This window comes from Paenibacillus sp. SC116 (assembly GCF_024733555.1).
GTDB lineage: Bacteria > Bacillota > Bacilli > Paenibacillales > Paenibacillaceae > Paenibacillus_B.
Genome location: NZ_JANIOF010000005.1, coordinates 21,719 through 46,721, shown reverse-complemented (window position 1 = coordinate 46,721; position 25,003 = coordinate 21,719). Strand labels below are relative to the sequence as shown.

Sequence of the window (25,003 nt, the reverse complement as noted above, 5' to 3'; positions counted from 1 at the left end):
AGAAATTCAGTCCAATGGATTGATTGAAATTATAGGTTATGGTAAGATAATTCTATTCATTGATCAATTAAAATAATTTAATTCATTTTTATCCTAATCATATCTTATCACGTTCAATTCTTGTTGTCAACACAATTTGATTATATTTATATAAGGAGTGGTGGAATGTCTACCAATCATGACCAATTTGAGGCAGAACAATTACGAGTTGCGCGTGTACTTGAATGTATAAACGACCGTCTGGACAATTTGAAGGATGAGCTGAAATACGTAAAAGGAGATGTTGTTAGCATCCGCCAAACGTTTTGGGACGACGTGACGGTGAATGTGGAAGATGCAAGCGAAGAGGCAGAAACGGCAGCGAGTATTAAGCAGCAGGCTGAGCTGTTGTCAGAGCGTGAACGAAGCTATAGACGTGCGCATAAACAAGCGAAGATATTGCAAAGATTGCAGCAATCTCCTTACTTCGGTCGGATTGACTTTCAAGAGAAGGGCGAGTTGAAGGCAGATCAAGTATATCTCGGGACAGGATCTTTGTTGGATGACGATGGAATGGAGTTTTTAATCTATGATTGGCGAGCTCCTATTTCTAGTCTGTACTACGACTATCCGCCAGGGGAAGCTGAATACAAGACGCCAGATAGCACGATCAGCGGAGAATTGGAGCTGAAACGTCAGTTTATTATTCGTGGCCCACAAATTAAAAGTATGTTTGATACTGGTGTTACGATCGGTGATGAGCTGTTAAAAGAAGTGCTCGGTAAGCAGGCAGACTCCCAAATGCGCAGCATTGTCGCTACCATTCAGCGGGAACAGAACCGCATTATTCGCAATGAGCATAGCCGACTGCTTGTTGTGCAGGGAGCCGCAGGAAGCGGGAAGACATCGGCGGCGCTTCAGCGTGTTGCCTACTTGCTCTATCGTTACCGAGGGACGTTACAAGCGGAGCAGATCGTGCTATTTTCACCGAATCCGATGTTTAATAACTACGTATCGACCGTATTGCCCGAACTTGGCGAGGAAAATATGCAGCAGGTAACGTATCAGGAATTTTTAGAGCATCGTCTGGAAAAGGAATATGCGGTAGAAGATCCGTTTACGCTGCTTGAATATGAGTACTCTGCGATGAATGAGCCTGAATATACGATTCGCTTGCAAGGTATCCAATACAAATCTTCAGCGTCATTTTTGGCTATTATCGAGCGATATGTGGATTACCTTAGTCAGCAAGGATTGCAATTTAAGGATCTGACATTTAACGATAAAGTTATCGTTGCGGGAGAGGAAATAGGTGAATACTTTTATTCATTAGAACGTTCCTATTCCATACCTAACCGAATTGAGATCGTGAAGGATTGGCTCCTTAAGCGATTATCGGATATTTCAAAACAGGAAAGAAACAAGACATGGGTTGAAGATGCGATTGAGCTGTTGGATAAAGAAGACTATTTGTGGGCACATCAAGAGCTGAAACGTAGACGCGGCAAGCAAGAAGATGAGGAAGTGTTTGATGACTTTGACGCCGAACGAAATTTGTTGGCTAGTAAGCTTGTGCAGGAGCATTTCAAGCCATTACGAAAAATGGTTAAACAGCTAGAGTTCATTCATTTATCACGTATTTATGCACAATTATTTGAAGATGGGGCCATTATGGAACAGTTGTCCTCGGATGAAGAACGACATGCTGATTGGGAGCGAATTGCAAGCGATACGGTAATGCGATTGCATGATAAGATTATGCCATATGAGGATGCTACACCGTTTCTAGATTTGCAAGGCAGGCTGGAAGGTGTGCAGGTGAACACGAATATACGCCATGTGTTCATTGATGAAGGGCAAGATTACTCGCCGTATCAATATTTTTACATTCGACGTATGTTTCCTCGGAGTAAAATAACGGTGCTTGGTGATTTCAATCAAGCGATCTTCACACATACAGGTATGAACAATGGGCTGCAGGCACTGTTAGCGCATTATGATACAAATGAGACTGAGATGATTGTGTTAGCTCGCAGCTACCGATCTACAAGGCCGATTGTTGAATTTACGCGTCAGCTCATAGAAGGTGGGCAAGAGATTGAGCCGTTCAATCGCGATGGTAATAAGCCGACTATAACGTATATATCGAATGAAGCAGAGCTGTCTACTCGAATCGCAGCGCATATAAGCCTTTTGCAGCAAGAAGGTTATGAGTCTATAGCAGTTATTTGTAAAACAACAGAGGAAAGTCAACAAGCGCATAAATTGCTGTCATCTCAGTTGTCTATTCTGCTAGTTCATAAAGAGACGTCCGTGTTTGAAGGCGGTGCAATTGTAATTCCAGCTTATTTGGCAAAAGGTGTCGAGTTTGATGCGGTTATCATTTTTAATGCCTCGACAGATCAATACAGCAAACAGAATGAGCGGAAATTGTTCTACACAGCTTGTACGCGCGCCATGCATGAATTGCATCTGTATTACACGAATAAGCTTAGTCCATTCGTAACGGAGGCTTCGGACGATAGTTATACATGGGTAAAGTAAGGATAATAAGGAAAAGGGGATACCCGCCGTCATCTGTTGATGAAGGTAGGTATCCCTTTGTTTATTGCTCAGAAAAGGAAAGGTGTCTAATCGCACGCTGTATCTGTTGCGAATCATGTCTCGATCGTATACACGTGATGAGGCTCTATAAATGACATCAAGCCTGTTCGACCTTCCCATTCTGATCGTTCATCTCCATAATGCATTAATGAGATATGGGATTGAATAGAAGGCGGAAGAGATAGTAATTCTGCTATGGTTGCATGCACCTCGCCTGCTCCAACTAGTTGACAGTCATGCCAGATGGAGGTGACCCCCTGTTGTACAAGTTGCTCTAGCAGCTGTGGTTGGAAGCGCATGTCTGCACTGTAGAAAAAAGTCTCATTTACAAGCAAAGAATAACTAGACTTATCCGGAATATGTGGGGTTTGGATAAGGCGAATAGATAGTTCATTGTCAATAATATAGTTTGTGTCTGGTACAAGCGGATGTACATCAAATACATCTTCTAAGCACTCAAGTCCAGGCTGACTCATGCTGCCTTTTAATGTATGCTCCCACAATGGTTCAACGAGTGTAGTTGCTATATACAGCTTAGGCTTGCATTTATACCTGAACATCATTTGAAACCCGTATTCTTCAAGTCCCCCAACATGATCCCCGTGGAGATGCGTAATAATGGCACCATCTAGTTGATTGAATGTTAGCCCTAGTTGGTGCAAGGCAAGCGGAGCTGTTATTCCGCAATCTATAAATAGCTTCGTAGAGGAAGTGCTAATGATTCCATTATTGTTGGCATATCGCTTGGCAAAAGCACTACCGGTACCGAGCATTTGCAGCTTTACAGTCATGTATAGTCCTCCTAGGTACAAGCTAAATCAAGAATATTTCTAATGTATCATGGGCTAGGTCAGCACACAAGCGAGCGTAATCTATCATGAATATGATAGTTCATAGAGAAGTTGATAGCACTTACTTTAAGAGGAAGAGTGGCAAGAAAGGAGGGAGATAAGGGTTGAAGGATATGTAGGTGAGGAAGTGAAGGAGGGACAACGCGCATGAAAATTGTGTGGAAAGGTAATGAGTACACCAATAGTAGCTCTCGCAAGGGACAAGTTCCTTCAATCATTGTTGATCATATATCAGCTGGCACGATGTCCAGTATGGATTCATGGTTTACAAGTCCAAATAATAAAGTCTCTTCTGCACATTTTGGTATTTCAAAGCGAGGAGATATTCATCAATATGTGGCGATTGAACAAGCGGCATGGGCACAAGGTATTACTATCGACAAGATACCGAATGCTTTGTCGCCCGTTGTACGCAGCAAGCCATACAATCCTAATCAATATGCGGTTTCAATCGAGCATGAAGGCATGGATGGAGACCTTACGGAAGCGCAATTCAAAGCTTCTGTGCAGCTGCATCTGTACATTCGGGATTATGTGAAGCGGGTATATGGACACGAAATACTTTTAGATCGCAATTATGTCATTGGTCATTTTCAAGTTGATCCTGTTCGTAAATCAAGTTGCCCTGGGCCCAAGTTTCCATGGACACGATTGTATGAAGAGTTAACGATATCAGATGAGGAGGAGAAAAAATTGCAGGAGCTAAGAAATGAGGTGAATGAACTAAAAAATAAATTAACAGTAGCGGAACAGCGAATCAAGCAACTGGAACAAGCAAATAGTCTCGCAGAAATTCCTGCTTGGGCAAAGACAAGTATGGACAAGGCTGTTCGCAGTGGGATTGTTCGTGATCCTGAGCACGCCTCTTTAGATATATATCGATTGATCGTCATTCTCGATCGTCTGAATTTGATTAAATGATTACGCCATAGTAAAATGAAAAGTTACAATTCTGTTATTATTTCTAGCGCAACTCTCCTGTTAAAGTAGAGTATACATTTACATCAAAGCAGTTGGGGGTTAACAGAAATGAAATGCAGGAGAATTGCTGCACTTGTACTGGCAGGGATGATGTTCGCGGGAACACTTTCCACAGTACCTGCGCACGCTGAAGCTGATAACATGCGTGTTACTTTAAATGGCGAGGCGTTAGCTGACGGGGGATACATCATTGACGGCAAGACTTATGTCTCTGTGCGTCAACTGCAGGATGCTTTACAAGCATTTGTACATTTCGATGAAAAAACAAAAAAATTATATGTGGAGAAGCCTAATGTTCACATGCTTCTTTTCCAAGGGAAAAATCCTTTCGGCAAAGTAGAAACAGGCCGTACTTCTTTCTCTGTACTCGTTCAGGTCGACAGCTTGAAGACAGAGGTTGATTCCATTCGATTGACGATTACCGATCCGAAAGGGAACACGTCAACGATTCAGGAGAAAGAAGATAAAGGACTTAAAGGGAAAGATAACTTTTGGTTCCGTTCTGAGGAATACAAGTATGATTTCAAGTCCAAAGGTGTATATACAATCAATTGTTATATGAGACAGAAGAATGGTGACTACACACTTTTATCTCAACTAAAAGTTGAAGCTGTAAAATAATACACACAATCGTTTTCTACTTACATAATATTTTACATGCACTCCTTCGCGTTGACCTGTCGTCTATAACGTGATACGATACGGTAGTATTACACTACTTGTACTAAAGGAGACCCGCATAATGAGCGAACATAAACATGACTGCGGCTGTGGTCACGACCATGACCACGATCATTCTCATGAAGAGATTATTGTAACGTTAATTGATGACGAAGGCAAAGAAGTAGAAATGGTTCTTGTCGAGACATTTAACGTAGAAGAACAACTATATGCGCTGCTTCTTGAGCGCAACAACCTTGAAGCTGACGGTGCTATCTTCCGTATGGACGAAGATGAAGAGGGCATGGCTCTTAACCCGATTGAAGATGATGCTGAGTGGGATCGTGTTCAGCAAGCATATCAAGAGTTGCTAATTGATGAAGATCAAGCTTAATACTTGACTCGAACAAAGCTCCAAGGCGACTTGGGGCTTTGTTGTATTTAGTGGAGTGTATTTGCATATCTAAAAACCTGCTTCCAGCTCCATTTTAGCTACTTTACTATAGCAATAATCTAATTTCAGATCGGTATGAATCGCAATTTATGCAATATTTTTTAAATTTGAACGTTTCGTGAAAAATAGGACTTTACCCAATTGGAAAATACAGTATAAAATAAAAGTGCGCAAAAATTATTAATTTTTTCTCCTCCTCCATCCACGTTTCATGTTCTGTAATGTAGAATCATTATCTTGGAGCTATCCTTCTGTTTTATGTTAAAAACCAAGTTATGTAAATAAAGAGGGTATATGATGAAGCGAAAATCCCGAATAATTCCCATTGTGGCAGTGTCGATGCTGTTTCTGTTGTCCATTAATAACCTCCTTTATTATTACTGGATGAAAAACACACTGCTTGCCAATAATCAAGAACGAGTGGAGCTCGTTTCTCTAAATATTCAATACATGCTCAGATATTCACAAAAAATGGCTGAACACTCGGAAAATTTAATGGCTGATAGTTTGCGAATGGCTGCAATTGCAGCCAAATTCAAGTTACCTCCTAAGCTTGCGGACGTAACAAATGAGCAGCTTATGGAACTGACTCGTAAAATGGATATATCCCATCTAACACTCTTCCAACGAGTTGGCGATAGCATTAAAGGGGTGCGCTCCTCAAATCCTCTTGAAAGGAACTTGTCTACCGAAAACTTTGTATTTAGGCTAACAGCCTTCCAACAGCTTTTTGATACACATAATGATTCGAATAATGAGAGCTATAGCAAGGCAGGTCCCCTCGATGTTACATTTTTTGATTCTTCCCAGCTGAACAAGTTAGGTTACTACTATGACAGTAGCACAGACGACTATGTGATCAACGCTTATTATCGAGAGCATTATTTAGCTGCTCATCATAAGATTATTGATAATGATGAGTACCTGGCTCGCATAGTTGCAGATAACCCCTTTTTATTAGAGATTACAGGATATAATCCCACTCACTTTGGAAAGGCACCAAGTATATTGACGCAGAACAATAAAGATATTAATCACTATTCTGAGCGCCCCATTTATTTTGGCGAAACTAAATTTGTTACGGAAGAGGATGAACGCTATGTTCAGCAAGCTTATGAAGAAAAGCAAACCATCAATGTGCAGCAGAAGCTGAACGAAAGATCGGTCATAAAAAGCTTTATCCCGCTTGAAGTCAATTTTCCCCTCGTTCTAGGAATTGTTTCTGATTATGATGTCATTCAACATAAAATAGATGAGGAAGTTCGAAAAATTATTATAGAATTGGGTATTTCGGCATCAATCAGTTTTATTTTTGTTCCACTGGTATATCGAAAGGTTGTCAGATCAAAGCAGCTTGCTGTAGCAGCTGCCGAAAAAGTGTATGTAGATAATTTAAATAGTTTATATACGACTATTCACGGTTTAAAACATGATTTTCTCAACATTGTTAATGTAATTTACTCTTATGTAAAACATGGGCGCTACGAAGAATTAGAGAAGGTATCGGAGGCTTTAATTGGTGAGGTCGTAGAAATACAGGAAATGATTAAAACAGGGGATCCTACGTTAGCTGCCATTGTACAGTTTGCATTAAGCCAATCTATCTCAAGGAAAGTTAAATTTGAACACGATATTGCCCCGATACAATTACATAGGCAGGATGGTGAAAAATCACTGGATTTAATTCGAATCACAACAAATTTGATTACGAATGCCTTTGACGAAACGACACAGTTGCCCATGGAACAACGCAGCGTCAGATTAAGCATCTGGGTTAAAGATAGTTGGTTGTACTTTAAGGTGTTTAATACAGGCAGGATGCTGGGAGCGGAAGAACTGCCAGCATTGATTCAGGAAGGGTTTACGAGCAAACCTTCACGTCAAGGGTTAGGATTGCATGTAGTTAGTCAACTGCTTGTGAAGCACAAAGGCAACCTGTGGGTCGAAAGACCAAGTAGTGAAGGGGTTAAAGGGACTACCTTCTCCTTTAAAATGAAATTTTCAACACAAACACAAAATGGGGAGTCATGATGCTGGCCACACCAAAAACCAATCCAACATTTACTGCTATCATTGCAGAGGATCATTTAGCGCAAACAGAGATGCTTATTCAGCTCGCAGAAGGGTGCGGAATAGCCGTTGTCGATACCGTTTCATCGGGGGAAAAGCTAATCCAATCTTATTTGCGCTTCGTCCCCGATATCATTATTACGGATATCGGATTGAAACAATCATCAGGACTTGATGCATGTCGTGAGCTAAAGCATCAAGGCTATGATCCATTTATCATTGTCGTAACAGGCATCATGGATGTGCGCATGGCTGAGCTAAGCTCTGAGCTGGACTCACTTTCTTATTTGGTCAAGCCTGTTACAGAAGATCGATTTAAGAAGAGCATTCAAAAAGTTATAGAGCGTATGGACAATCGAATGCGCTTATCCTCGCCATATTTGTCCAAGGGACAGTTACTTACTTGCCGACAAAAAATTTGTGATGTTGATGGAACTATTATTTATCGTGATATTCATCTCAATGAGGAGCATATTGTATACATAACGAAATACGGAAAAGAAACAACGATTACGTTAATGTACAATCATGTTGGCCATACGATAAGAGCGACATCCTCATTAAAGCAGCTTAACGAGCTATCAACCGAACAAATTTTTCAAGCAAACAAAAGCCAACTCGTCAATGTAAAGTTCATACATCAAGTATGCGCGGACTTAGTGACGTACGGAAATTATGAAATTATACTGTACGGGGTTCAAGAAACGGTGACATTAAGCCGCAACTGCTATGTTCATTTTGAGCGAGCAAGTACAATTATAAAATGAAATAATAGGTTCTGCATGTCAGTTTGCTATTGGCTAAAACTTTGCAAGTGAACAAAACAGGGTGTTCCTTAAGTAGTGTACATGACTTAAGGGGCACCCTTCTATATGGAAATAACTGCCGCATATTTAATTTATTTTAGGATTTCATTCTTAATGATTGTACCTTTTTCAGGTTTTAACAAGGTAGATCTAGTTTTGATTTAGATTTAGACAAGAAATCTAAAAATTCCACAATTTCTGCACAGGAAAATCCGTTATTTTAGCCACATTAGCTGGAGCTACAAAATTACCGTTTAGTTGTTATAAAGTAATGATACTTCCACCGACATTGTGCGTGAAGCATAATTTGTCTATGTGGAACTATCAATTGATTCTGGGAAGAAGAGGAGATGTGTCATGAGAAAAAAGTTTAGTGTGTTGAGTTTGGTTCTTGTACTTTGTTTAATGGTGTTTGGGCAAGTTGCTTCAGCGAATATAACTGTTGCAGCGTGGAACACAAATTTGTATCCAGGTGAAAGTATTCGAACAGCATCGTTTCTAGTTACTGGAGACTACATTAATGTAACCTATGAAGCACAACATTATTATGGTAGCAATGCAAAGAAAATCCCAGATGTTTATTACACCTTGTTTAAAAAAGGGCCAACACCTGCTCAAGATACGAAAGTTGGCTCCTCTTATAGCTTCCATTGGTTTCAAACCGAAAGTGATCCGCTGCACCAAAGAGCCTTTAAGAATTTAGAGCCAGGACAGACCTATTACCTTGTAATTGCCAAAAGAACGACTGCTCTTGATGATGGAGCTCATGTAAAAGGGAAAATTTCGTTCTAATATAACCAATTTTAAAAATGAGGACTGACTTGAAAGTTAATTAGACGCTCAAAGAAATAAAATGTTATACCAGAAAAAGGTCGAGTAAGGGAATGAAACTAATCCCTACACTCGACCTTTTTTAATTTAATGACCATCTCGCGGATCGTAAAATCTATATATGGAACAGCCTATTTCATATATCTATTCAAATATTGCTTCTTCTTCGCGAATGACTTTTACATATTGAATATAACGATCTTCTGGTCCTTTGACTGGTAAACCGATCTCAACATGATCACGAATATAATCAATATTTTGCTGTGATATAACTTCACCAGGCAGCAAAATAGGAATGCCTGGAGGGTAGACATATATAAATTCCGCAATAATGCGTCCAGCTGAATGTTCGAATGGAACCACTTCTGTATCCCCGTAGAACGCATCGCGCGGAATGAGCGATAGTTGAGGGATTTCTGGAATTTTCACGACTAGTTCTTGAACTTCACGTCGCTCATAGTGTTCTTGCGACAGAACTTGAAGCGAATGAAGCAGGATGCCTATGGATTCCTCTGTGTCCCCAGGTGTGACAAGACATAGAATATTGTACATGTCACTGAGCTCAACTTCGAGATTAAAGCGATCGCGCAGCCAATTCTCAACCTCATATCCTGTAATGCCGAGATGGCGTACGTGGATGGCCAACTTCGTTGCATCATAGCTATGTGTAGCTTCTCCACCTAATATATCTTCACCGAAGCAATACAGCCCCGGTATTTCATTAATGGCTTGTCTCGCTCCTTGTGCTAACTTAATAGCAGTTTCTGCTATTTGGTGCCCGTGCAACGCAAGGTTTCGACGTGACGTGTCTAACGAAGCAAGCAAAATATAGGATGTTGAAGTTGTGGTCAACATACTAATAATCGTTTGTACACGATGCATATGGACAAGGCCATTTTTCGTGTTCACGTTTAGTATGGAGCTCTGTGTCATAGAGCCCCCCAGCTTATGGACGCTTGTTGCTGCCATATCGGCACCAGCTTCCATCGCTGACATCGGCAAATCCTCATGGAAATGAATGAGTACCCCATGTGCTTCATCGACAAGTACAGGTACATCATAGGAATGTGCGAGATCAACAATCTCTTTTAAATTGGCACATATACCGAAATAAGTTGGATTGATGACAAGCACTGCCTTGGCATCAGGATGCTTTTCCAAGGCGCGTCTCACGGATCGCGTTGTAATACCGTGATCGATCCCAAGGTTGGAGTCTCGTGCCGGAGATACGAATACCGGCTTAGCCCCAGCGAAAATGATCGCTGACATGATCGATTTATGCACATTGCGCGGAACAATAATTTTGTCTCCAGGTGCGCATACGGACATAATCATCGTCATGATAGCTCCACTTGTGCCTTGTACGCTGAAAAGCGTATAATCGGCACCGAAGGCGTCAGCTGCTAGTTGCTGCGCTTCTGCAATTACACCAGTAGGCTGGTGCAAATCATCGAGGGGAGCAATGTTGATTAAATCTATAGAAAATGCTTGCTCTCCGATGAAATTACGGAATTGTTCGTCTGCTCCTACGCCCTTTTTGTGTCCAGGTATATGGAACTGAACAGGGTTGCGGGATGCATGATTCGTCAATGCTGTAAATAGTGGAGTTCGATGATGGTCCATCGCGGTCTCACAACCTTTCATATGGAAATGCCAGTTACCCTGAATCGGGAACGGCTAAAAGAAACAAGGATTAGTTTAACAAAAACCCCCCGGAATGCAAGTACAAATTACAGCAGCAGTCGACGACAACGCTGTAGAAGCAATTCTGGTTAATTCGAAGTTTGTTCATTTTGTTGACATGAAAATTGTGGTACGATGGGATTTACGGAGGGAAAGTGTATGAATAAACAACTAACTGTCGTCATGCTTATGCTAATGATGGTATTTATTGGGTTTGGCATCGTTATCCCAGTACTGCCTATGACAATAACAGATACTGGGGCTAATGAGATGCATCTAGGGTGGATGCTTTCGATTTATTCGCTTGTGGCTTTTATCGTGTCGCCGATCTGGGGGGCTTGGTCGGAACGCGTTGGACGGAGACCAATTATTTTAATCGGTATTAGTGGATTTAGTGTAAGTTATTTACTATTTGCGATTGGCACGGATATGCTGTGGCTTATGTATGTGTCTCGGATACTAGGTGGCTTGTTCTCAGGGGCCGTCACAGCAGTAATTGTAGCTTATGTGGCAGACATTACGACGGATGAACAACGTACAAAAGGAATGGCCTTTGTTGGTATGTCTATTGGCTTAGGCTTCACCTTTGGCCCGGCATTCGGTGGTATCATAAGCGAATTTGGCGGATCGGCAGCTCCGTTTTATGCGGCAGCACTGCTCACGTTTATAACGGCTGTGCTGGGTACGTTAGTATTGAAGGAATCATTGCCTGTAGACAAGCGCATGCCGCGTACGGCAGCTTCACCATCCAGATGGACTGCTTTTACAGGACGAATGAAGTACTTATATGTGCTATCCTTTTTTGTCACATTCACGTTGGCTGGTCTTGAAGCTACATTGATGTATTTTCAAATGCTGCGCATACCAGGAACGACAGCATGGGATATTGGCTGGATGTTCTTCTTCTGCGGTTTGGCAGGAGCTGTAGTGCAAGGTGGAATTGTGCGTCGCTATATTAAAAAGGGGAAAGAGAAGTATGGCATTATGGCTGGGCTTGTCATTTCAGCGCTAGGTTTTGTACTTTTACTTTTCTCAACTACGTTAGTGAACGCAACGATTTTCCTATGCATCTTTGGAATCGGGAATGCCTTAATCCGGCCTTGTGTCACGTCATTGATTACCCAGAAGACAACAGTGAGCCAAGGTGTTGCATCTGGACTTAATTCATCGATGGATAGTTTCGGGCGTATTGTAGGACCTGCACTAGCAACTGCTGTATTTAACTGGAATGTCAATTTGCCATTTATCATCGGAGCGGTACTATCCATTGCTGCAGTAGCATTGGTCATTCGCTTTAACAGGCTTGACCAAACGACTTCGCTGAACACGACGATATCGTGATGATGGTAAGTTATTGTTGGATAAATACGATATACAAGAAGGGCTGTCTTCGCAGGTGTTTATTACCTGCTAGGACAGCCCTTTTATGTGGAATCCACGTTAGGTGTAGATTCGCTGCTCGTAGAAAAGATGTTACGTAGTTGCTGCTTTATAGAGTGGCATCAAAGTATGAATTGTCTCTGATGCGAGCTTTAAGAATGATTGTCCATCCTGCAAGATAGGGTCATTAGGGTCCAGATGTAGGCCTACTAGCCATTCTGAGGATTTGATATCACGGAAGCGAGTTAACGTCAAATTTAATTGCTCATCCGTTAGTTCTGTAAATTTAGCTGCATCTTTTTTCATATGGTCCATGGACAAGACATAATGATTAGGGAGGGCATTTATTAGTTCTTCAGATTGCGCTAAGAGCCGTTCAGCGATTTGTTTCTTATTCTCAACTTCATAGATGAAGGCGAGCCAAATAAACAAATGATCATCGAACAATCCGACTTGGAAATGCGGCAAAGCTTTATAGCCTCGTTTGTTAGGGCCAATTGCCATCCATGTATCTTTTGGTGCATTAACTTTGCGGCGAGCATGCTGAGCGATGTGCAAGTACATTTCTTGCCCAGCAAATACAGACGCGTCTGCTACGAGCTGTTCACCGATTGCGCGAAATTTTGGTTGAATGCGAGTGCGAATAGCCTCCATTCGCTGTTCTAATCCTTCAATGTGAAACGTTGCAAAATCTGATGATTCAAAACCGTTAAACGTCATGTTCTAGTCTCCTTCGTATTTCTTTTGCGCTTGCAGTAGATAGGTATATAAACAACCCATAGTGCTGTCATTTGAATAAGGAATGCCTTTATTTTATCACATTTTAAAATCGAAGAGACATTAGAGCGAGCAAAAGGATTGCGTAGAAAAAATCACTTTTGATTGGATCCGTTTAAATTTCCAGTCAATAATCCAAGTTGCACCGTCATATGATGAACTACAGTCGAAGTTAGCAAGGAGGTATTTGCCGTGAATCGCAGCGATGAAGTGGAATATTGTAATCTGGAGTTACGCTTTGACCGGCGGCAAATCCAGGATCTGATCCGCGATCTTATCCGAGAAGGGTATTCGCTGTACTGGAGTGAGAATGAGTCATTGTTTATCATCTCCATTCGAACAGGCAGAAAGCTCGTGAAGCTTCGTTTTCAGCGTATTCAGCAAAGATATAAAATTGTAGGTGACTATACGCTGCGTGACGAGCGATTGTCTGGATTTATGGAGAAGCTCATTGGAGATGCGCGTGGTCACGCAGTAGTTAAGCGCTTTAAAGATCGTCATATATTTGTCGAAAATATTATGTTTGGAGAGCGCATTCGTTTGGTGGAAATATGCGGGTTGGAGCAGAAAGTCATATTTCAGAAGCGACCGGTTGTTTCTTCAGAAGAAATGATACAAACTTTTCAATCGATGAGAGCAGAAGAGCGGATGGATATGATGCGAATCGAGATTGATGATACATTGACAGAACTGTCCGAGGCGATTAAGTCAGAGGACATTGAACAAATGGAACAGTGCAAAGCAAGGCTAAGTCAACTTCGCTGTGAGATGATTCAATTGGAATGGTAAGCTTTATTCTCTTCACCCTGCCTTGCGCGTTGCTGAAAAGTGGTGCGCAGCGGTTAGGGTGATTTATTGTGTTCAGGACGTTAGGACAAGTATCCAACTTGAGGAGATTCAATTCACTTGCGATCTTGACGAGGGGTTCACTTCTACTTGTAAAAAGGGTACAATAACAATGATATACAGCAATTCATCTAAATAAAGAACAAAGGGTGGAAGAACCAATATGGCAAAAACACAAATCGGTGTCATCGGACTTGCAGTCATGGGCAAGAATTTGGCTCTGAACATTGAGAGCCGCGGCTATTCGGTATCGGTATTCAACCGTTCCCGCGAAAAGACAGATGCGCTTATGAGTGAAGCGCCAGGCAAACAGCTTACGCCTACATATACAATCGAGGAGTTTGTTCAATCGCTTGAAACACCAAGAAAGATCCTCATCATGGTTCAAGCTGGTAAAGCAACAGATGCAACAATCGAATCTCTCCTCCCACATCTAGATCAAGGCGATATTATTATCGACGGAGGCAATGCTTACTTCCCAGATACAGTGCGTCGCAGCGCGTATTTGGAGGAGAAAGGCTTCCGCTTTATCGGTTCTGGTGTATCTGGCGGAGAAGAAGGAGCTCTTATAGGCCCTGCTATTATGCCAGGTGGACAAGAGAGTGCATATAAGCTAGTTGAACCAATCTTAACTGCTATTTCTGCTAAAGTTGGCGATGAGGCGTGTTGTACGTATATCGGTCCAGATGGAGCAGGTCACTATGTGAAGATGGTTCACAACGGCATTGAATATGGAGATATGCAGCTTATTTGCGAAGCGTATCACCTTCTTAAGACAGTTGTAGGTGTAGATGAGAAGGAACTTCACTCTATCTTTACAGAGTGGAACCAAGGCGAGCTAGACAGCTACCTAATCGAAATTACAGCTGATATCTTCTCCAAGTATGATGACGAGACAGGCAAGCCAATGGTGGATGTTATCTTGGATGAAGCTGGTCAAAAAGGTACAGGGAAATGGACAAGCCAGAGCGCACTTGATCTTGGCGTTCCGTTGACAATGATTACAGAGTCTGTATTCGCTCGCTTCTTGTCAGCTATGAAGGCAGAACGTGTTGCTGCAAGCCAAGTATTGTCTGGTCCAGCACATAAGCCATTCACAGGCGACAAAGCGGAATTCGTAGAGAAAGTTCGCAAAGCGTTGTTCGCAAGCAAAATTATTTCTTATGCTCAAGGCTGGGCTCAAATGAGAGCAGCATCTGAAGAGTACAACTGGAATTTGAACTATGGTAACATCGCGAAAATTTTCCGTGGCGGTTGCATCATTCGATCTCAATTCCTTAACAATATTAAAGAGGCGTATGATACGAATCCTGAATTGAAGAACTTGTTGTTGGACGAGTACTTCAAAGAAATCGTTGAGAAGTATCAAGATGCTTGGCGTGAAGTGATTGGCACTGCAATTACTTACGGTGTACCAGTACCTAGCTTCTCAGCTGCATTGGCATACTACGACAGCTACCGTACAGAGCGCTTGCCAGCTAACTTGCTGCAAGCACAGCGCGATTACTTCGGTGCTCACACGTTCAAACGTGTGGATCGCGAAGGTTCGTTCCATTACAACTGGCTCTCTAACGAATAATAGACAACAACGCCGAGCCCTAGGGCTCGGCGTTGTTTATCATAGGCGTTATGTGTTGTTGTACATGTACGTTATAAGTCTATGCTTTCTGAATCATATCGAGCTGTCTATTAGCCATATAGGATCTTTATTGCACATGTTGGACATGGAACTGGCCTGTAAGGTCTTTGATAGGAGTGCTGCAGTATTACTCATGAATGTGTATCTTCGTTGGAAGATGATGTCGTGTTCCAAAGTCCATATGCTGCTTCGGACAAATAATATCGCAGGCGCTCGCTTTCTTGGCCGTACTTTCCGTTGCGTTTGAGCATCAAAGTAGATATTTCTGCAAAGTATCGAAAGTTTCGGCGCAATCGTTCAGGCTCTAGAGCATCGACATGTTCATCTGGCTGCGCAAGCTTTTGCTTGACCATATTTAAAGCCCACAAAATATCGTCTTTACACAATGGGTGTGAAGAATCTAGAATTTGTGCCATACGGCTGGCAGTAGAAAGCGCTCGTCCATTGGCTGAAGGCAATTGGGATGGGGACATCGTCTGTTCACTCCTATTAAGTAGGCTGATACGATACAAGTTGTAAGCTTGATTAATTGATTGTGGAGCAATAATGGATGCAGGAATAATATGAGTATTACTATGTTTACGTAGAAATGTTTTGTTTTATACGTAAACATTGTCTAACTGTTTCATGCTATGTTATCATATGGGCAGTTTATGTGGAGTAGGAGATATAGGATGCATATACACGATAAGAGAAATCACCTGATCTTAATCGGCTTTATGGGTACGGGCAAGTCTACAGTAGCGCAGTTTTTGGCTGAGCAGCTTGCATATCCTTATGTAGACCTTGATCAAGAAATCATTCGCTTAGCTGGTCGAACAATTCCAGATATCTTTGCGGAAGAAGGAGAAGATGCCTTCAGAAACTATGAGACTGAAGCTCTTAGCAAAGTATCGGAGTTCGCTTCTCCAGTCGTATTGGCAACTGGCGGTGGAGCAGTACTGCGTGAAGGGAATTGCCAAGCAATGCTGGATAGCGGTTGTGTGATCGCATTAACAGCTGAAGAGCACACAATTGTATCGCGTGTGCAAAATGATCGCAACCGTCCACTTTTGCAAGGTGAAGCGTCGAAGAGAGTAAGTGAACTTATGGAACAACGCAAAGGAAAGTATGATTTTGCTCATCTGAGTGTGAAGACGGACAACCGTCATGTAAAGCAGTTGGCGGAAGAGATTGTAGCCTTCTACCGCCAGTATGCGCGATATGAGGATAGTGGCCGAGAATAGTCTACGCTATTGGACCTTCAATCTCAGTCCACGCCAACATGCCGCCTTCCAAGTTAATACCGCAATCGATTCCGACTTGCTGTAAATATTCACACACACGTTCACTGCGATATCCGCTTCGACAGATGAAAATAGTCTCTGCATTAGGATCAATCTCATCGATGCGATTCGGAATATCGTTCATCGGGATATGCTTGGCACCAGGTATAATGCCATGTGCGACTTCTTCATGTTCTCGCACATCGATTAACTGGATAGCTTCACCGTTATTTAATCTAGCTTTGAGCGTATCAACTGTCATTTGAGGGACTGGTTGCATGATATGTTGCCTCCCATATTATTACATCGTTCAACTAGACCAATGTCTATAGTATACTTTCCCCGTTATCATATTCATCCTTTATAAATTTGTCAAATCAAACTTGCCTTTGGATCATCCCATTTTAATAGGAATCTAGGCACGAAGAGGAGTGTTTTCGATGGATATCATTGTTAATCCAATTTCGCGTTTGCAGGGCGATATTCAAGCCCTATCATCTAAAAACTACACGACAAGATATTTGCTTGTTGCTGCATTGGCAGAAGGTACTAGCACAATCTATTATCCTGCTCATAGTGAAGATAGTGATGCGATGCGTCGCTGCCTTCGTGACCTTGGTGCAACGCTTGATGAGGATGATACTAAGATCGTTATCAAGGGATTCGGGTCGCAACCTATGCTCCAACCTGCTTCTAAGCAGCTAGATGTAGGCAATGCGGGAGCTGTACTTCGTTTCTTAATGGGTATCGCATCATTGCTTCCAGAAGTACATTTCATTAATGCATATCCTGACTCTCTTGGTAAAAGACCGCACCATGATCTAATCGATGCTTTAGAACAACTTGGTGCTGAGATACAGCATCAGGATGGAAAGTTGCCGATCACGATTAAGGGAGCTAAGCTTAAAGGTGGGGCTATTCGGGTATCAGGTAATATAAGCTCTCAATATTTGAGTGCATTGTTGTTCCTCACACCACTGCTTCCTGAAGATAGCACAATTGAAGTAACGGATGATCTGAAGTCCAAAGTTGTCGTAGGACAAACGCTGGAAGTTATTCGAGAAGCGGGCATCATAATTGAAGCAAGTGAAGATCTTATGTCATACCGCGTACCAGGCAATCAGCGTTATGCAGCGCGCACTTACCGTGTACAAGGTGATTACCCTGGTTCCGCTGCTGTATTGGCAGCGGCTGCTGTACTGCCTTCTGATGTCACGCTGCGTGGGCTTACAGAGGATAGCAAGCAAGGGGAACGCGCAATTGTAGATGTACTGCGAATGATGAACGTACCTTTAACGCATGAAGACAATGTAGTTCGTGTTCAAGGGACTGGTCAATTGAGCGCGGTTACGTTTGATGGGGATGCTGCTACGGATGCAGTACTTGCTATGGTAGCGGCTGCTGTATTCGCTGACGGTACGTCTCGTTTTTATAATGTAGAAAATCTTCGTTATAAAGAATGTGATCGAATTACAGACTACTTGAATGAGCTGCGCAAAGCAGGGGCTAATGTGGAAGAGCGTCAGGCAGAAATTATTGTCCATGGACGTCCAGAAGGCGTAGAGGGTGGCGTGGAAATAAATGCACATTATGATCACCGTGTCATTATGGCGTTGTCCATTGTAGCTCTGCGAGCTAAACAGCCAATCCGAATTAAGGATGCACATCATGTTGCGAAGTCCTACCCACAATACTTTGATCACTTGACTGCACTAGGTGCTCAGGTAGAATGGATATAAATGTTTACAACATGGACAAGTCTTACTAATTAGAGGTGTATACAAATGACTACTCATCAAAATCCAAATCAAGAAGAAATTAAACAACTACTTAACAACGCGAATACAATCGCTGTTGTTGGTCTTTCGGAAGATGAAACACGCACATCACATATGGTCGCTAAAGCGATGCAGGCAAAAGGGTACCGTATTATACCGGTTAATCCCAAAGCGGAGAGTATTTTGGGCGAGAAGTGTTATGCTTCCTTGCAAGATATTCCCGAAGCCATTGATATCGTCAACGTATTCCGTCGCAGTGAATACTGCTTGGATGTTGCAAAGGATGCGGCATCCATTAAAGCTGGAGCAATCTGGTTGCAGCAAGGAGTTATTAATGAAGAAGCTGCTAGCTATGCGAAGGAACATGGCCTCACTGTTGTCATGGATCTTTGCATTAAAGTTCTCGATGCTATTTTGCTGCCGCATGGTAAAGTTGCTTCGGAATAAGGAGTATCTAACGCAGCGAATGTCAAGAATGCATTCGCACAATCTCATACATCATTCTCAACGGATCATGCTATAATGAAAGCATAATCAAGATACGTTGAGCGCGTGGAATGCCGAAGTCGGCTGCTTCATTCAGGGCGGTCTTGCTTCGGTATTTTACTGTGCGCTCATGATTGCGAAATAAAGAACATAGACAACGGTTATAGGGTCGACCGTCATAGGATGATGAAACTGTGAAGGAGAGATGCTCTTGAACCAATTAGGATCGTTACAGCAACTTTCGCGTGCCATAATGCAGCCATTGATGATATTGCCAGCTATAGCAGTTGTATTATTTGTTGGATACGTACTAAACTGCTTTGGTTTCGTTGAAGCTTCTACGTGGCTGCAATCTTCGGCCAAAGGGCTCTTAGACATGATGCCTTTCCTTTTTGCTACTGGCGTAGCTTTGGGTATGTCTAATAACTCAGGAGTTGCCGCGATGTCAGGCCTGCTCGGCATTGTTATTTTTTATGAGCTTATTAGTGAAGTGCTGCCGGCTGGCATGGTAATAGAACCAACTATTTTAATTGGAATTGTGTTTGGTATGATGGCTGGGGCCATACATGAGAGGTTTCATGCTAGTAAGCTGCCAGAATATATGCAAATATTTGGTGGTGCTAGGTTAGTTGTCCTCATCATGATTGTGTTGTCTGTAGCATTATCATTCTTATTTATTCAGATTCTGCCTGGCTTGAATAATGTCATTCAAATTGTAGGGCATGAAATTATGGCATTAGGCAGCTTTGGCGTGTTCTTATATGGTGTTGTTCATCGTGTGCTGATCGTATTTGGCCTGCATCATTTGCTGAACAACTTAGTATGGTTTCATGTGGGAAGCTACACGGATGCAAGCGGTAGTGTGTATACCGGTGATATGGTTCGCTTTTTCGCTGGAGATCCAACTGCTGGCGGGTTTATGGCAGGATTGTTTCCGATTACGATGTTCGCGCTGCCAGCCGTAGCGATGGCTATTATCCATGAGTCAAGGGAAGATTTGAGGCCAAAAGTAAAGAAAACGTACTTAACAGCTGCGGGCTCTTCATTTTTGACAGGAATAACGGAACCGATCGAATTTGCCTTTTTGTTCGCCGCTCCTTACTTATTTATTGTTCATGCCTTGTTGACAGGGGTGGCGATGTGGATCACGTTCGAGCTTGGCATTCTCCATGGGTTCTCCTTCTCTGCCGGAGCCATTGATTATATCGTTAATTTACATTTGGCGAGTAAAGGTTTGTTGTTAATACCAATTGGAATTGCTTTTGGTTTGTTGTATTACGGTATATTCCGGTTTGCTATACAGAAATATCAAATTCCAACTCCGGGAAGGGTAGAAGCAACACTGCTTGATGATATGGCAGGCGATTTGCTGCATCGGGTACCATTAATTATTCAAGCGCTCGGAGGAAAGGACAATCTCGTAGATGTGCAAGCTTGTATTACAAGACTTCGTCTTCGAGTACGTCAAGAGAAGAAAATTGATCGCCATGCATTACGAATGCTTGGAGCTGTCGGAGTCCTTCGCCTAGGTGGAGGACATGTGCAGGTTGTTTTTGGGACCTACTCTGAATTTATTCGTGATGAAATGTTGAAACGATTGCAGCGAGATAGCAAGCAAGTATCATTTGTTGCTCCTTTGCAAGGACGTATGATCCCTATCGAAGATGTTCCAGATACGATATTTGCTAAGAAACTCGTAGGGGATGGAGTGGCCTTCATTCCTGAAAAAGGGGAGCTAGTCTCACCTGTAGCGGGTTTGGTTCGGCATATTTATCCGACGATGCATGCGATTGGTATTGAAACGAAAGAAGGAGTTGAAGTCCTGCTTCATATCGGCATTGAAACTTCCGGCTTGAACGGTTCAGGGTTCCAGTCTATTGTCAAAGAAGGCGATGAAGTGAAGCCGGGGCAGTTGCTGATCAAGTTCGATATCGCTTATATCAAGAAAAGGGGCTGTTCGTTGGTTACGCCAATGGTCATAACAAATTCGAATCGTATCGCTTCTTGGAGCATGGCTCCTTTTACAATAGTGAAGAAAGGACAGACGTCAGTGCTGTCAATTGTGTTGCATGAAGACGGACATGGGGGTGAGTAGAGATGATACAAACAGCGCGTGGAATTGGTGCATCCAGTGGAATTGCGATTGGTAAGGCTTTTGTACTGCCATCGTGGGAATGGGACGTTCCTGAGAAGAAGATGGACCCTTCTGATTTGGCGAAGGAGTTTGAGCGTCTGTACGAAGGTGTTCGCTCTTCAAAGGATGAAATTCAGTATATTAAAAACGAAATTAGCGAGATGGTCGGCAAGGAAGAATCAACGATATTCGATGCTCACTTGGCTATATTGGAAGATCCTGTATTTATGAATGAAATTCAAGGGATTATCCAGCGCCAATACAAAGCGGCAGAAGTGGCTGTCAAAGAAGCGATAGACCATTTCGTTACGATGTTCGATTTGTTGGATGACGACTATATGAAAGAACGAGCATTAGATATTAAAGATGTTGGCAATCGTCTCTTGAAGCATCTATTGGGAGCACCTGAAATCACGCTTCCTACGGATGCCAATCCGTATATTTTAGTTGCAAAAGAGTTGTCGCCATCTCAGCTCGTTCATTTGAATCCTAAAAATGTGCTAGGAATTGTTATGTTGATGGGCGGGAAGACTTCACACTCTGCCATTATGGCTAGAGCACTGGGAATCCCGCTTGTGCTTGGATTGGAAGGCAAGCTGAAGGATCCGATCCAGACTGGCGAGAAGGTCGTTGTGGATGGCGAACAAGGGCATGTATTGGTGGAGCCATCTGCTGAGGTGTTGGCGTGGTATAAAGAGCGTCAACGCGTATTTCATCATGAGATGGCGGAACTTTGTAAAATTAAGAGCTTGCCTGCTGTTACAACAGACGGACATTCTATCCATTTAGCAGCCAATATTTCTTCGACGAGAGAGCTCGATATTGCAGTTCAAAATGGGGCGGAGAGCGTAGGATTATTCCGTACGGAATTTATGTATATGGATCGAATTTACCCGCCTAATGAAATGGAGCAGTTTACGGTTTATCGTGAGCTTGCTCAAACCTTTAGAGAGAAGACGGTTATCATTCGAACGTTGGATATCGGTGGAGATAAACCAATGGATTATTTGCAAATACCAGAGGAAGATAATCCATTCCTTGGGTATCGCGCAATTCGCATTTGCTTGGATCGGACCGACGTATTTAAGACACAGCTGCGAGCTATATTGCGAGCGAGCGCTTATGGCCCGATAAAGGTCATGTTCCCTATGATAAGCTCCATGGAAGAAATCGTTGCCGCAAAACGTATTCTCGAAGAATCTAAACAGGAGCTAAGAGAGGAAGATCAGGCGTTTAACGAGGACATACCAATCGGAATTATGATTGAAGTGCCGGCAGCAGCTGCGATGGCGGATTTCTTGGCTGAAGAGGTAGATTTCTTTAGTATTGGAACGAATGATCTTGTTCAGTACACACTTGCAGTTGATCGGATGAATGAGCAAATCGCTCATATGTATGATCCATACCATCCTGCTGTCCTGCGTTTAATTCGTCAAACGGTTGAAGCTGCGAAACAGAAAGGAATTCATGTTGGGGTATGTGGAGAAATGGCTGGTGATCCGCGTGCAGTGCCATTGTGGGTTGCGCTTGGTATTGATGAGCTAAGTATGTCATCGCGTACCATTCCACGTGTCAAAGCTGCGATACGCAGAACTTCATCTGCAGATTCCAAAGGCCTTGCTGTACAACTGTATCGCTGCCGCACCAAAGCAGAAATAGAAGGTGTACTAGGTTTCGAATCGATACCGCTTACTGCTGCGTTCGAGCAGGCAGAGGCAGCAATTAAGTATATAAATCCAGAGCTGCTTGAGCAATAAGATAATGAACAAATGTGCTGGGCTGGGAAACGGAAACGATATAAAAAAGCTCTCGATCTGAGGATCGGGAGCTTTTCCATGTTTAAAGCAAATTCATTCGTATGCTGATAATGAGCTTACGATTGAGCAAGTACATCACAAAAGGCTTTTCCATAAGCAGGCAAATCTGGTGGACGGCGTGAAGATACTAAGTTGCCATCAATCACGACATCTTCATCAATCCACGTTGCCCCTGCATTTTCCATATCATCACGAATACCAGGTGTAGAAGTAACTTGGCGGCCGTTTAAAATTTTTGCAGAGATAAGCACCCAACCAGCATGACAAATTTGTCCGATAGGCTTGTTAGCCTCGTTCATTTCACGAGTGATACGAAGCACATCTTCATACCGGCGCAATTTATCTGGAGCCCAGCCCCCTGGAACGAGCAGGCCGTCATAGTCACCTGTATCAATATCTTTGAAAGCATAATTCGAGGTAGCAGGAACACCGTATTTTCCGATATAAGTCTTTCCTGTTTCCGCACCTACAAGATGAACTTCAGCACCTTCTTCACGAGCACGGTATACGGGATACCACAATTCTAAGTCTTCAAATTCCTCATCGACAAGTGCGATTACTTTTTTGCCTTCTAGTCTCATCATGTTTTCCTCCTTTCAATCCAAGCAAGATGGGCAATGATTTGGCATCTGCCTTCATGCAGCTTCCTTTTTTATTACCCATAAACGTACTTAAATTAACATATTTAGGCGTCATTCACAAGAAGAAGAGAGAGAATTATCATTGGAAAATAGAATAGCCAAACGAATTGTAAATAAATTCATGTTTATAAGCAGGAGGATAACGGTTCAAGAAGTCGAAATAGTATTGATTATTGCTCGTGCTGTGCTCGTGTTTATATGAAATCGAAGTTAGAATGATTAACTGCACGTCACTATAGCTTGTCAATTATAGGGGATAGCGTATTTGTAATGATGAAGGTAAGTCAGCAATACAGATAGAGAAGTTAGGTGAGAGAAACTACATACCAACTAGGGGGATTACGGATGAAGAAGAACTGCTCTTGTGGTCAAGGAATGGACGTTACAATGCGTACTATTGTTCATGCACGTAAAATACATATACTTCATGTGCCCGTATATACCTGTGGAAGTTGTCAATATTCCGAACTGCTGCCCAATGTAAAAGATGAAGTTGTGTTTATTATGCGCCGTCTCGTTCAAAAAGGGATGGTGGAAGAACAGACTGTTGCGTTTGATCATATGCATGAAATGGCTAGTGTAATCAAAGAGTGCCTAGAATACAAGGAAGACAATCATCTTGCTTTGTTCGAGAGGTTGAGCACTGAGCGTGTTAATCAGCTATTGGACTTGTATCTGGTTGCTAAAACATGCAAAGATACGGATTGGATGAATGATATAGAGCGGAGATTGCATCAATTGACAGGTTTTAAAGTAGCGGAACATCAGGCTAAAATAAGTTAATGTGCAGCAACCTATAATATAATGGATAAAAGGAATAGAAGGCCAAACTATATCTTGTGGCATATTGCTGCAAATGAGGGGTGTCGTTATGAAAACAATCACCACACAAGAAGAGCTCCAACAAGGGATTAAGCGTTCTGATGAAGGTACTGTCGTTATTTTCAAGCATAGTACGCGCTGCCCGATTAGCACTAGCGCTAATGAAGAGATGAAGCGTGTTATTGACGTATTTGAACCTAAGGGTATTTCATTTGGGCTTATATATGTCGTTGAGAACCGTGATATCTCGCTCGCTTGTGCAGATCAACTCGGTATTAAACATGAGTCGCCGCAAGTGCTCGTTTTGAAGGGTGGTCAAGTGGTGTGGCATGACTCTCATTATGCTATTCGATATGATGCGCTGGAGCAAGTTTTGACAACCTCTTCTTAAAACATGACATTTTGTGATGAAAATTGATTGCTTCATTGCGATTTTTCAGAAAATAAAGTAATATGAAATGTAATATGTATGTACGTATTAAATAACTCGGTAATTGGA

23 protein-coding genes are annotated in these 25,003 nt (G+C 42.4%); 17 read left to right on the top strand and 6 right to left on the bottom strand.

All coding sequences use genetic code 11. The annotated features are described in order from the left end of the window. The first annotated feature begins 165 nt into the window (after positions 1-165). A complete protein-coding gene (gene helD / locus NQ117_RS18430; RefSeq protein ID WP_258279493.1) occupies positions 166-2,523 on the top strand; it encodes an RNA polymerase recycling motor HelD in 2,358 nt (785 codons plus the stop codon). A gap of 113 nt (positions 2,524-2,636) precedes the next feature. Here the strand turns inward: helD and NQ117_RS18425 are convergent, their stop codons facing one another. Continuing rightward, on the bottom strand, positions 2,637-3,374 hold the full coding sequence (locus NQ117_RS18425) for an MBL fold metallo-hydrolase (RefSeq protein WP_258279492.1): 738 nt from the start codon (positions 3,372-3,374) through the stop codon (positions 2,637-2,639). Positions 3,375-3,581: 207 nt separating this feature from the next. Here NQ117_RS18425 and NQ117_RS18420 point away from each other — a divergent pair, with 207 nt between their 5' ends. The 6 genes from NQ117_RS18420 (at position 3,582) to NQ117_RS18395 (ending at position 9,197) form a co-directional block, all read left to right on the top strand. Then, on the top strand, positions 3,582-4,355 hold the full coding sequence (locus NQ117_RS18420) for an N-acetylmuramoyl-L-alanine amidase (protein ID WP_258279491.1): 774 nt from the start codon (positions 3,582-3,584) through the stop codon (positions 4,353-4,355). 108 nt (positions 4,356-4,463) lie between these two features. Continuing rightward, positions 4,464-5,036 (top strand): stalk domain-containing protein, encoded by a 573-nt coding sequence (locus NQ117_RS18415; protein ID WP_258279490.1) that lies wholly within the window; start codon positions 4,464-4,466, stop codon positions 5,034-5,036. A gap of 121 nt (positions 5,037-5,157) precedes the next feature. After that, positions 5,158-5,469: a DUF1292 domain-containing protein gene (locus NQ117_RS18410; RefSeq protein WP_258279489.1), complete on the top strand. Its 312-nt coding sequence runs from the start codon at positions 5,158-5,160 to the stop codon at positions 5,467-5,469. Between the two features lie 354 nt (positions 5,470-5,823). Beyond that, positions 5,824-7,560, top strand: a complete 1,737-nt coding sequence (locus NQ117_RS18405; RefSeq protein ID WP_258279488.1) for a sensor histidine kinase — start codon at positions 5,824-5,826, stop codon at positions 7,558-7,560. Continuing rightward, positions 7,557-8,366 (top strand): LytR/AlgR family response regulator transcription factor, encoded by an 810-nt coding sequence (locus tag NQ117_RS18400; RefSeq protein ID WP_258279487.1) that lies wholly within the window; start codon positions 7,557-7,559, stop codon positions 8,364-8,366. The genes NQ117_RS18405 and NQ117_RS18400 overlap by 4 nt, the downstream gene beginning before the upstream one ends. 396 nt (positions 8,367-8,762) lie before the next feature. Beyond that, positions 8,763-9,197 carry a hypothetical protein gene (locus tag NQ117_RS18395; protein ID WP_258279486.1) on the top strand — a complete coding sequence of 145 codons (435 nt, stop codon included), beginning with the start codon at positions 8,763-8,765 and terminating at the stop codon, positions 9,195-9,197. 183 nt (positions 9,198-9,380) lie between these two features. Here NQ117_RS18395 and NQ117_RS18390 read toward each other — a convergent pair whose 3' ends face one another. Continuing rightward, positions 9,381-10,859 (bottom strand): aminotransferase class I/II-fold pyridoxal phosphate-dependent enzyme, encoded by a 1,479-nt coding sequence (locus tag NQ117_RS18390; protein WP_258279485.1) that lies wholly within the window; start codon positions 10,857-10,859, stop codon positions 9,381-9,383. A gap of 219 nt (positions 10,860-11,078) precedes the next feature. On the opposite strand from NQ117_RS18390, the gene NQ117_RS18385 reads away from it, so the two are divergent. Beyond that, positions 11,079-12,260 (top strand): MFS transporter, encoded by a 1,182-nt coding sequence (locus NQ117_RS18385; RefSeq protein WP_258279484.1) that lies wholly within the window; start codon positions 11,079-11,081, stop codon positions 12,258-12,260. 132 nt (positions 12,261-12,392) lie between these two features. Here NQ117_RS18385 and NQ117_RS18380 read toward each other — a convergent pair whose 3' ends face one another. After that, on the bottom strand, positions 12,393-13,019 hold the full coding sequence (locus NQ117_RS18380; protein ID WP_258279483.1) for a YktB family protein: 627 nt from the start codon (positions 13,017-13,019) through the stop codon (positions 12,393-12,395). Positions 13,020-13,268: 249 nt separating this feature from the next. Here NQ117_RS18380 and NQ117_RS18375 point away from each other — a divergent pair, with 249 nt between their 5' ends. Continuing rightward, positions 13,269-13,865 (top strand): hypothetical protein, encoded by a 597-nt coding sequence (locus NQ117_RS18375; RefSeq protein WP_258279482.1) that lies wholly within the window; start codon positions 13,269-13,271, stop codon positions 13,863-13,865. A 220-nt stretch (positions 13,866-14,085) separates the two neighbouring features. Continuing rightward, complete coding sequence (gene gndA / locus NQ117_RS18370; protein WP_258279481.1) at positions 14,086-15,501, top strand: NADP-dependent phosphogluconate dehydrogenase; 1,416 nt, start codon at positions 14,086-14,088, stop codon at positions 15,499-15,501. 191 nt (positions 15,502-15,692) lie between these two features. Here the strand turns inward: gndA and NQ117_RS18365 are convergent, their stop codons facing one another. After that, entirely contained in the window at positions 15,693-16,034 is a 342-nt protein-coding gene (locus tag NQ117_RS18365) for a methyltransferase (RefSeq protein ID WP_258279480.1), read from the bottom strand. A gap of 201 nt (positions 16,035-16,235) precedes the next feature. On the opposite strand from NQ117_RS18365, the gene NQ117_RS18360 reads away from it, so the two are divergent. Next, complete coding sequence (locus NQ117_RS18360) at positions 16,236-16,787, top strand: shikimate kinase (RefSeq protein ID WP_258279479.1); 552 nt, start codon at positions 16,236-16,238, stop codon at positions 16,785-16,787. A 1-nt stretch (position 16,788) separates the two neighbouring features. Here NQ117_RS18360 and NQ117_RS18355 read toward each other — a convergent pair whose 3' ends face one another. Then, positions 16,789-17,106: a rhodanese-like domain-containing protein gene (locus tag NQ117_RS18355; RefSeq protein WP_258279478.1), complete on the bottom strand. Its 318-nt coding sequence runs from the start codon at positions 17,104-17,106 to the stop codon at positions 16,789-16,791. 160 nt (positions 17,107-17,266) lie between these two features. On the opposite strand from NQ117_RS18355, the gene aroA reads away from it, so the two are divergent. From aroA to ptsP, 4 genes are all read left to right on the top strand, one after another. Next, a complete protein-coding gene (gene aroA / locus NQ117_RS18350; RefSeq protein WP_258279477.1) occupies positions 17,267-18,565 on the top strand; it encodes a 3-phosphoshikimate 1-carboxyvinyltransferase in 1,299 nt (432 codons plus the stop codon). Between the two features lie 45 nt (positions 18,566-18,610). Beyond that, positions 18,611-19,051 carry a CoA-binding protein gene (locus tag NQ117_RS18345; protein ID WP_258279476.1) on the top strand — a complete coding sequence of 147 codons (441 nt, stop codon included), beginning with the start codon at positions 18,611-18,613 and terminating at the stop codon, positions 19,049-19,051. A gap of 250 nt (positions 19,052-19,301) precedes the next feature. Next, positions 19,302-21,185, top strand: coding sequence for a glucose PTS transporter subunit IIA (locus NQ117_RS18340; protein WP_258279475.1), 1,884 nt, complete (start codon positions 19,302-19,304; stop codon positions 21,183-21,185). A gap of 2 nt (positions 21,186-21,187) precedes the next feature. Beyond that, entirely contained in the window at positions 21,188-22,981 is a 1,794-nt protein-coding gene (gene ptsP / locus NQ117_RS18335) for a phosphoenolpyruvate--protein phosphotransferase (protein ID WP_258279474.1), read from the top strand. A gap of 116 nt (positions 22,982-23,097) precedes the next feature. Here ptsP and NQ117_RS18330 read toward each other — a convergent pair whose 3' ends face one another. After that, positions 23,098-23,622, bottom strand: coding sequence for a type 1 glutamine amidotransferase domain-containing protein (locus NQ117_RS18330; protein ID WP_258279783.1), 525 nt, complete (start codon positions 23,620-23,622; stop codon positions 23,098-23,100). Between the two features lie 405 nt (positions 23,623-24,027). Here NQ117_RS18330 and NQ117_RS18325 point away from each other — a divergent pair, with 405 nt between their 5' ends. Then, positions 24,028-24,465 (top strand): hypothetical protein, encoded by a 438-nt coding sequence (locus tag NQ117_RS18325; RefSeq protein ID WP_258279473.1) that lies wholly within the window; start codon positions 24,028-24,030, stop codon positions 24,463-24,465. A gap of 88 nt (positions 24,466-24,553) precedes the next feature. Next, on the top strand, positions 24,554-24,895 hold the full coding sequence (gene ytxJ, locus NQ117_RS18320; protein WP_258279472.1) for a bacillithiol system redox-active protein YtxJ: 342 nt from the start codon (positions 24,554-24,556) through the stop codon (positions 24,893-24,895). The last annotated feature ends 108 nt before the right edge of the window (positions 24,896-25,003 follow it).

Excerpts from the sequence above, each read along its gene's own strand:
- helD (WP_258279493.1), top strand. The coding sequence starts at position 166 with ATGTCTACCAATCATGACCAATTTGAGGCAGAACAATTACGAGTTGCG.
- NQ117_RS18425 (WP_258279492.1), bottom strand. The coding sequence starts at position 3,374 with ATGACTGTAAAGCTGCAAATGCTCGGTACCGGTAGTGCTTTTGCCAAG.
- NQ117_RS18420 (WP_258279491.1), top strand. The coding sequence starts at position 3,582 with ATGAAAATTGTGTGGAAAGGTAATGAGTACACCAATAGTAGCTCTCGC.
- NQ117_RS18415 (WP_258279490.1), top strand. The coding sequence starts at position 4,464 with ATGAAATGCAGGAGAATTGCTGCACTTGTACTGGCAGGGATGATGTTC.
- NQ117_RS18410 (WP_258279489.1), top strand. The coding sequence starts at position 5,158 with ATGAGCGAACATAAACATGACTGCGGCTGTGGTCACGACCATGACCAC.
- NQ117_RS18405 (WP_258279488.1), top strand. The coding sequence starts at position 5,824 with ATGATGAAGCGAAAATCCCGAATAATTCCCATTGTGGCAGTGTCGATG.
- NQ117_RS18400 (WP_258279487.1), top strand. The coding sequence starts at position 7,557 with ATGATGCTGGCCACACCAAAAACCAATCCAACATTTACTGCTATCATT.
- NQ117_RS18395 (WP_258279486.1), top strand. The coding sequence starts at position 8,763 with ATGAGAAAAAAGTTTAGTGTGTTGAGTTTGGTTCTTGTACTTTGTTTA.
- NQ117_RS18390 (WP_258279485.1), bottom strand. The coding sequence starts at position 10,859 with ATGGACCATCATCGAACTCCACTATTTACAGCATTGACGAATCATGCA.
- NQ117_RS18385 (WP_258279484.1), top strand. The coding sequence starts at position 11,079 with ATGAATAAACAACTAACTGTCGTCATGCTTATGCTAATGATGGTATTT.
- NQ117_RS18380 (WP_258279483.1), bottom strand. The coding sequence starts at position 13,019 with ATGACGTTTAACGGTTTTGAATCATCAGATTTTGCAACGTTTCACATT.
- gndA (WP_258279481.1), top strand. The coding sequence starts at position 14,086 with ATGGCAAAAACACAAATCGGTGTCATCGGACTTGCAGTCATGGGCAAG.
- NQ117_RS18365 (WP_258279480.1), bottom strand. The coding sequence starts at position 16,034 with ATGTCCCCATCCCAATTGCCTTCAGCCAATGGACGAGCGCTTTCTACT.
- NQ117_RS18360 (WP_258279479.1), top strand. The coding sequence starts at position 16,236 with ATGCATATACACGATAAGAGAAATCACCTGATCTTAATCGGCTTTATG.
- NQ117_RS18355 (WP_258279478.1), bottom strand. The coding sequence starts at position 17,106 with ATGCAACCAGTCCCTCAAATGACAGTTGATACGCTCAAAGCTAGATTA.
- aroA (WP_258279477.1), top strand. The coding sequence starts at position 17,267 with ATGGATATCATTGTTAATCCAATTTCGCGTTTGCAGGGCGATATTCAA.
- NQ117_RS18345 (WP_258279476.1), top strand. The coding sequence starts at position 18,611 with ATGACTACTCATCAAAATCCAAATCAAGAAGAAATTAAACAACTACTT.
- ptsP (WP_258279474.1), top strand. The coding sequence starts at position 21,188 with ATGATACAAACAGCGCGTGGAATTGGTGCATCCAGTGGAATTGCGATT.
- NQ117_RS18330 (WP_258279783.1), bottom strand. The coding sequence starts at position 23,622 with ATGAGACTAGAAGGCAAAAAAGTAATCGCACTTGTCGATGAGGAATTT.
- NQ117_RS18325 (WP_258279473.1), top strand. The coding sequence starts at position 24,028 with ATGAAGAAGAACTGCTCTTGTGGTCAAGGAATGGACGTTACAATGCGT.
- ytxJ (WP_258279472.1), top strand. The coding sequence starts at position 24,554 with ATGAAAACAATCACCACACAAGAAGAGCTCCAACAAGGGATTAAGCGT.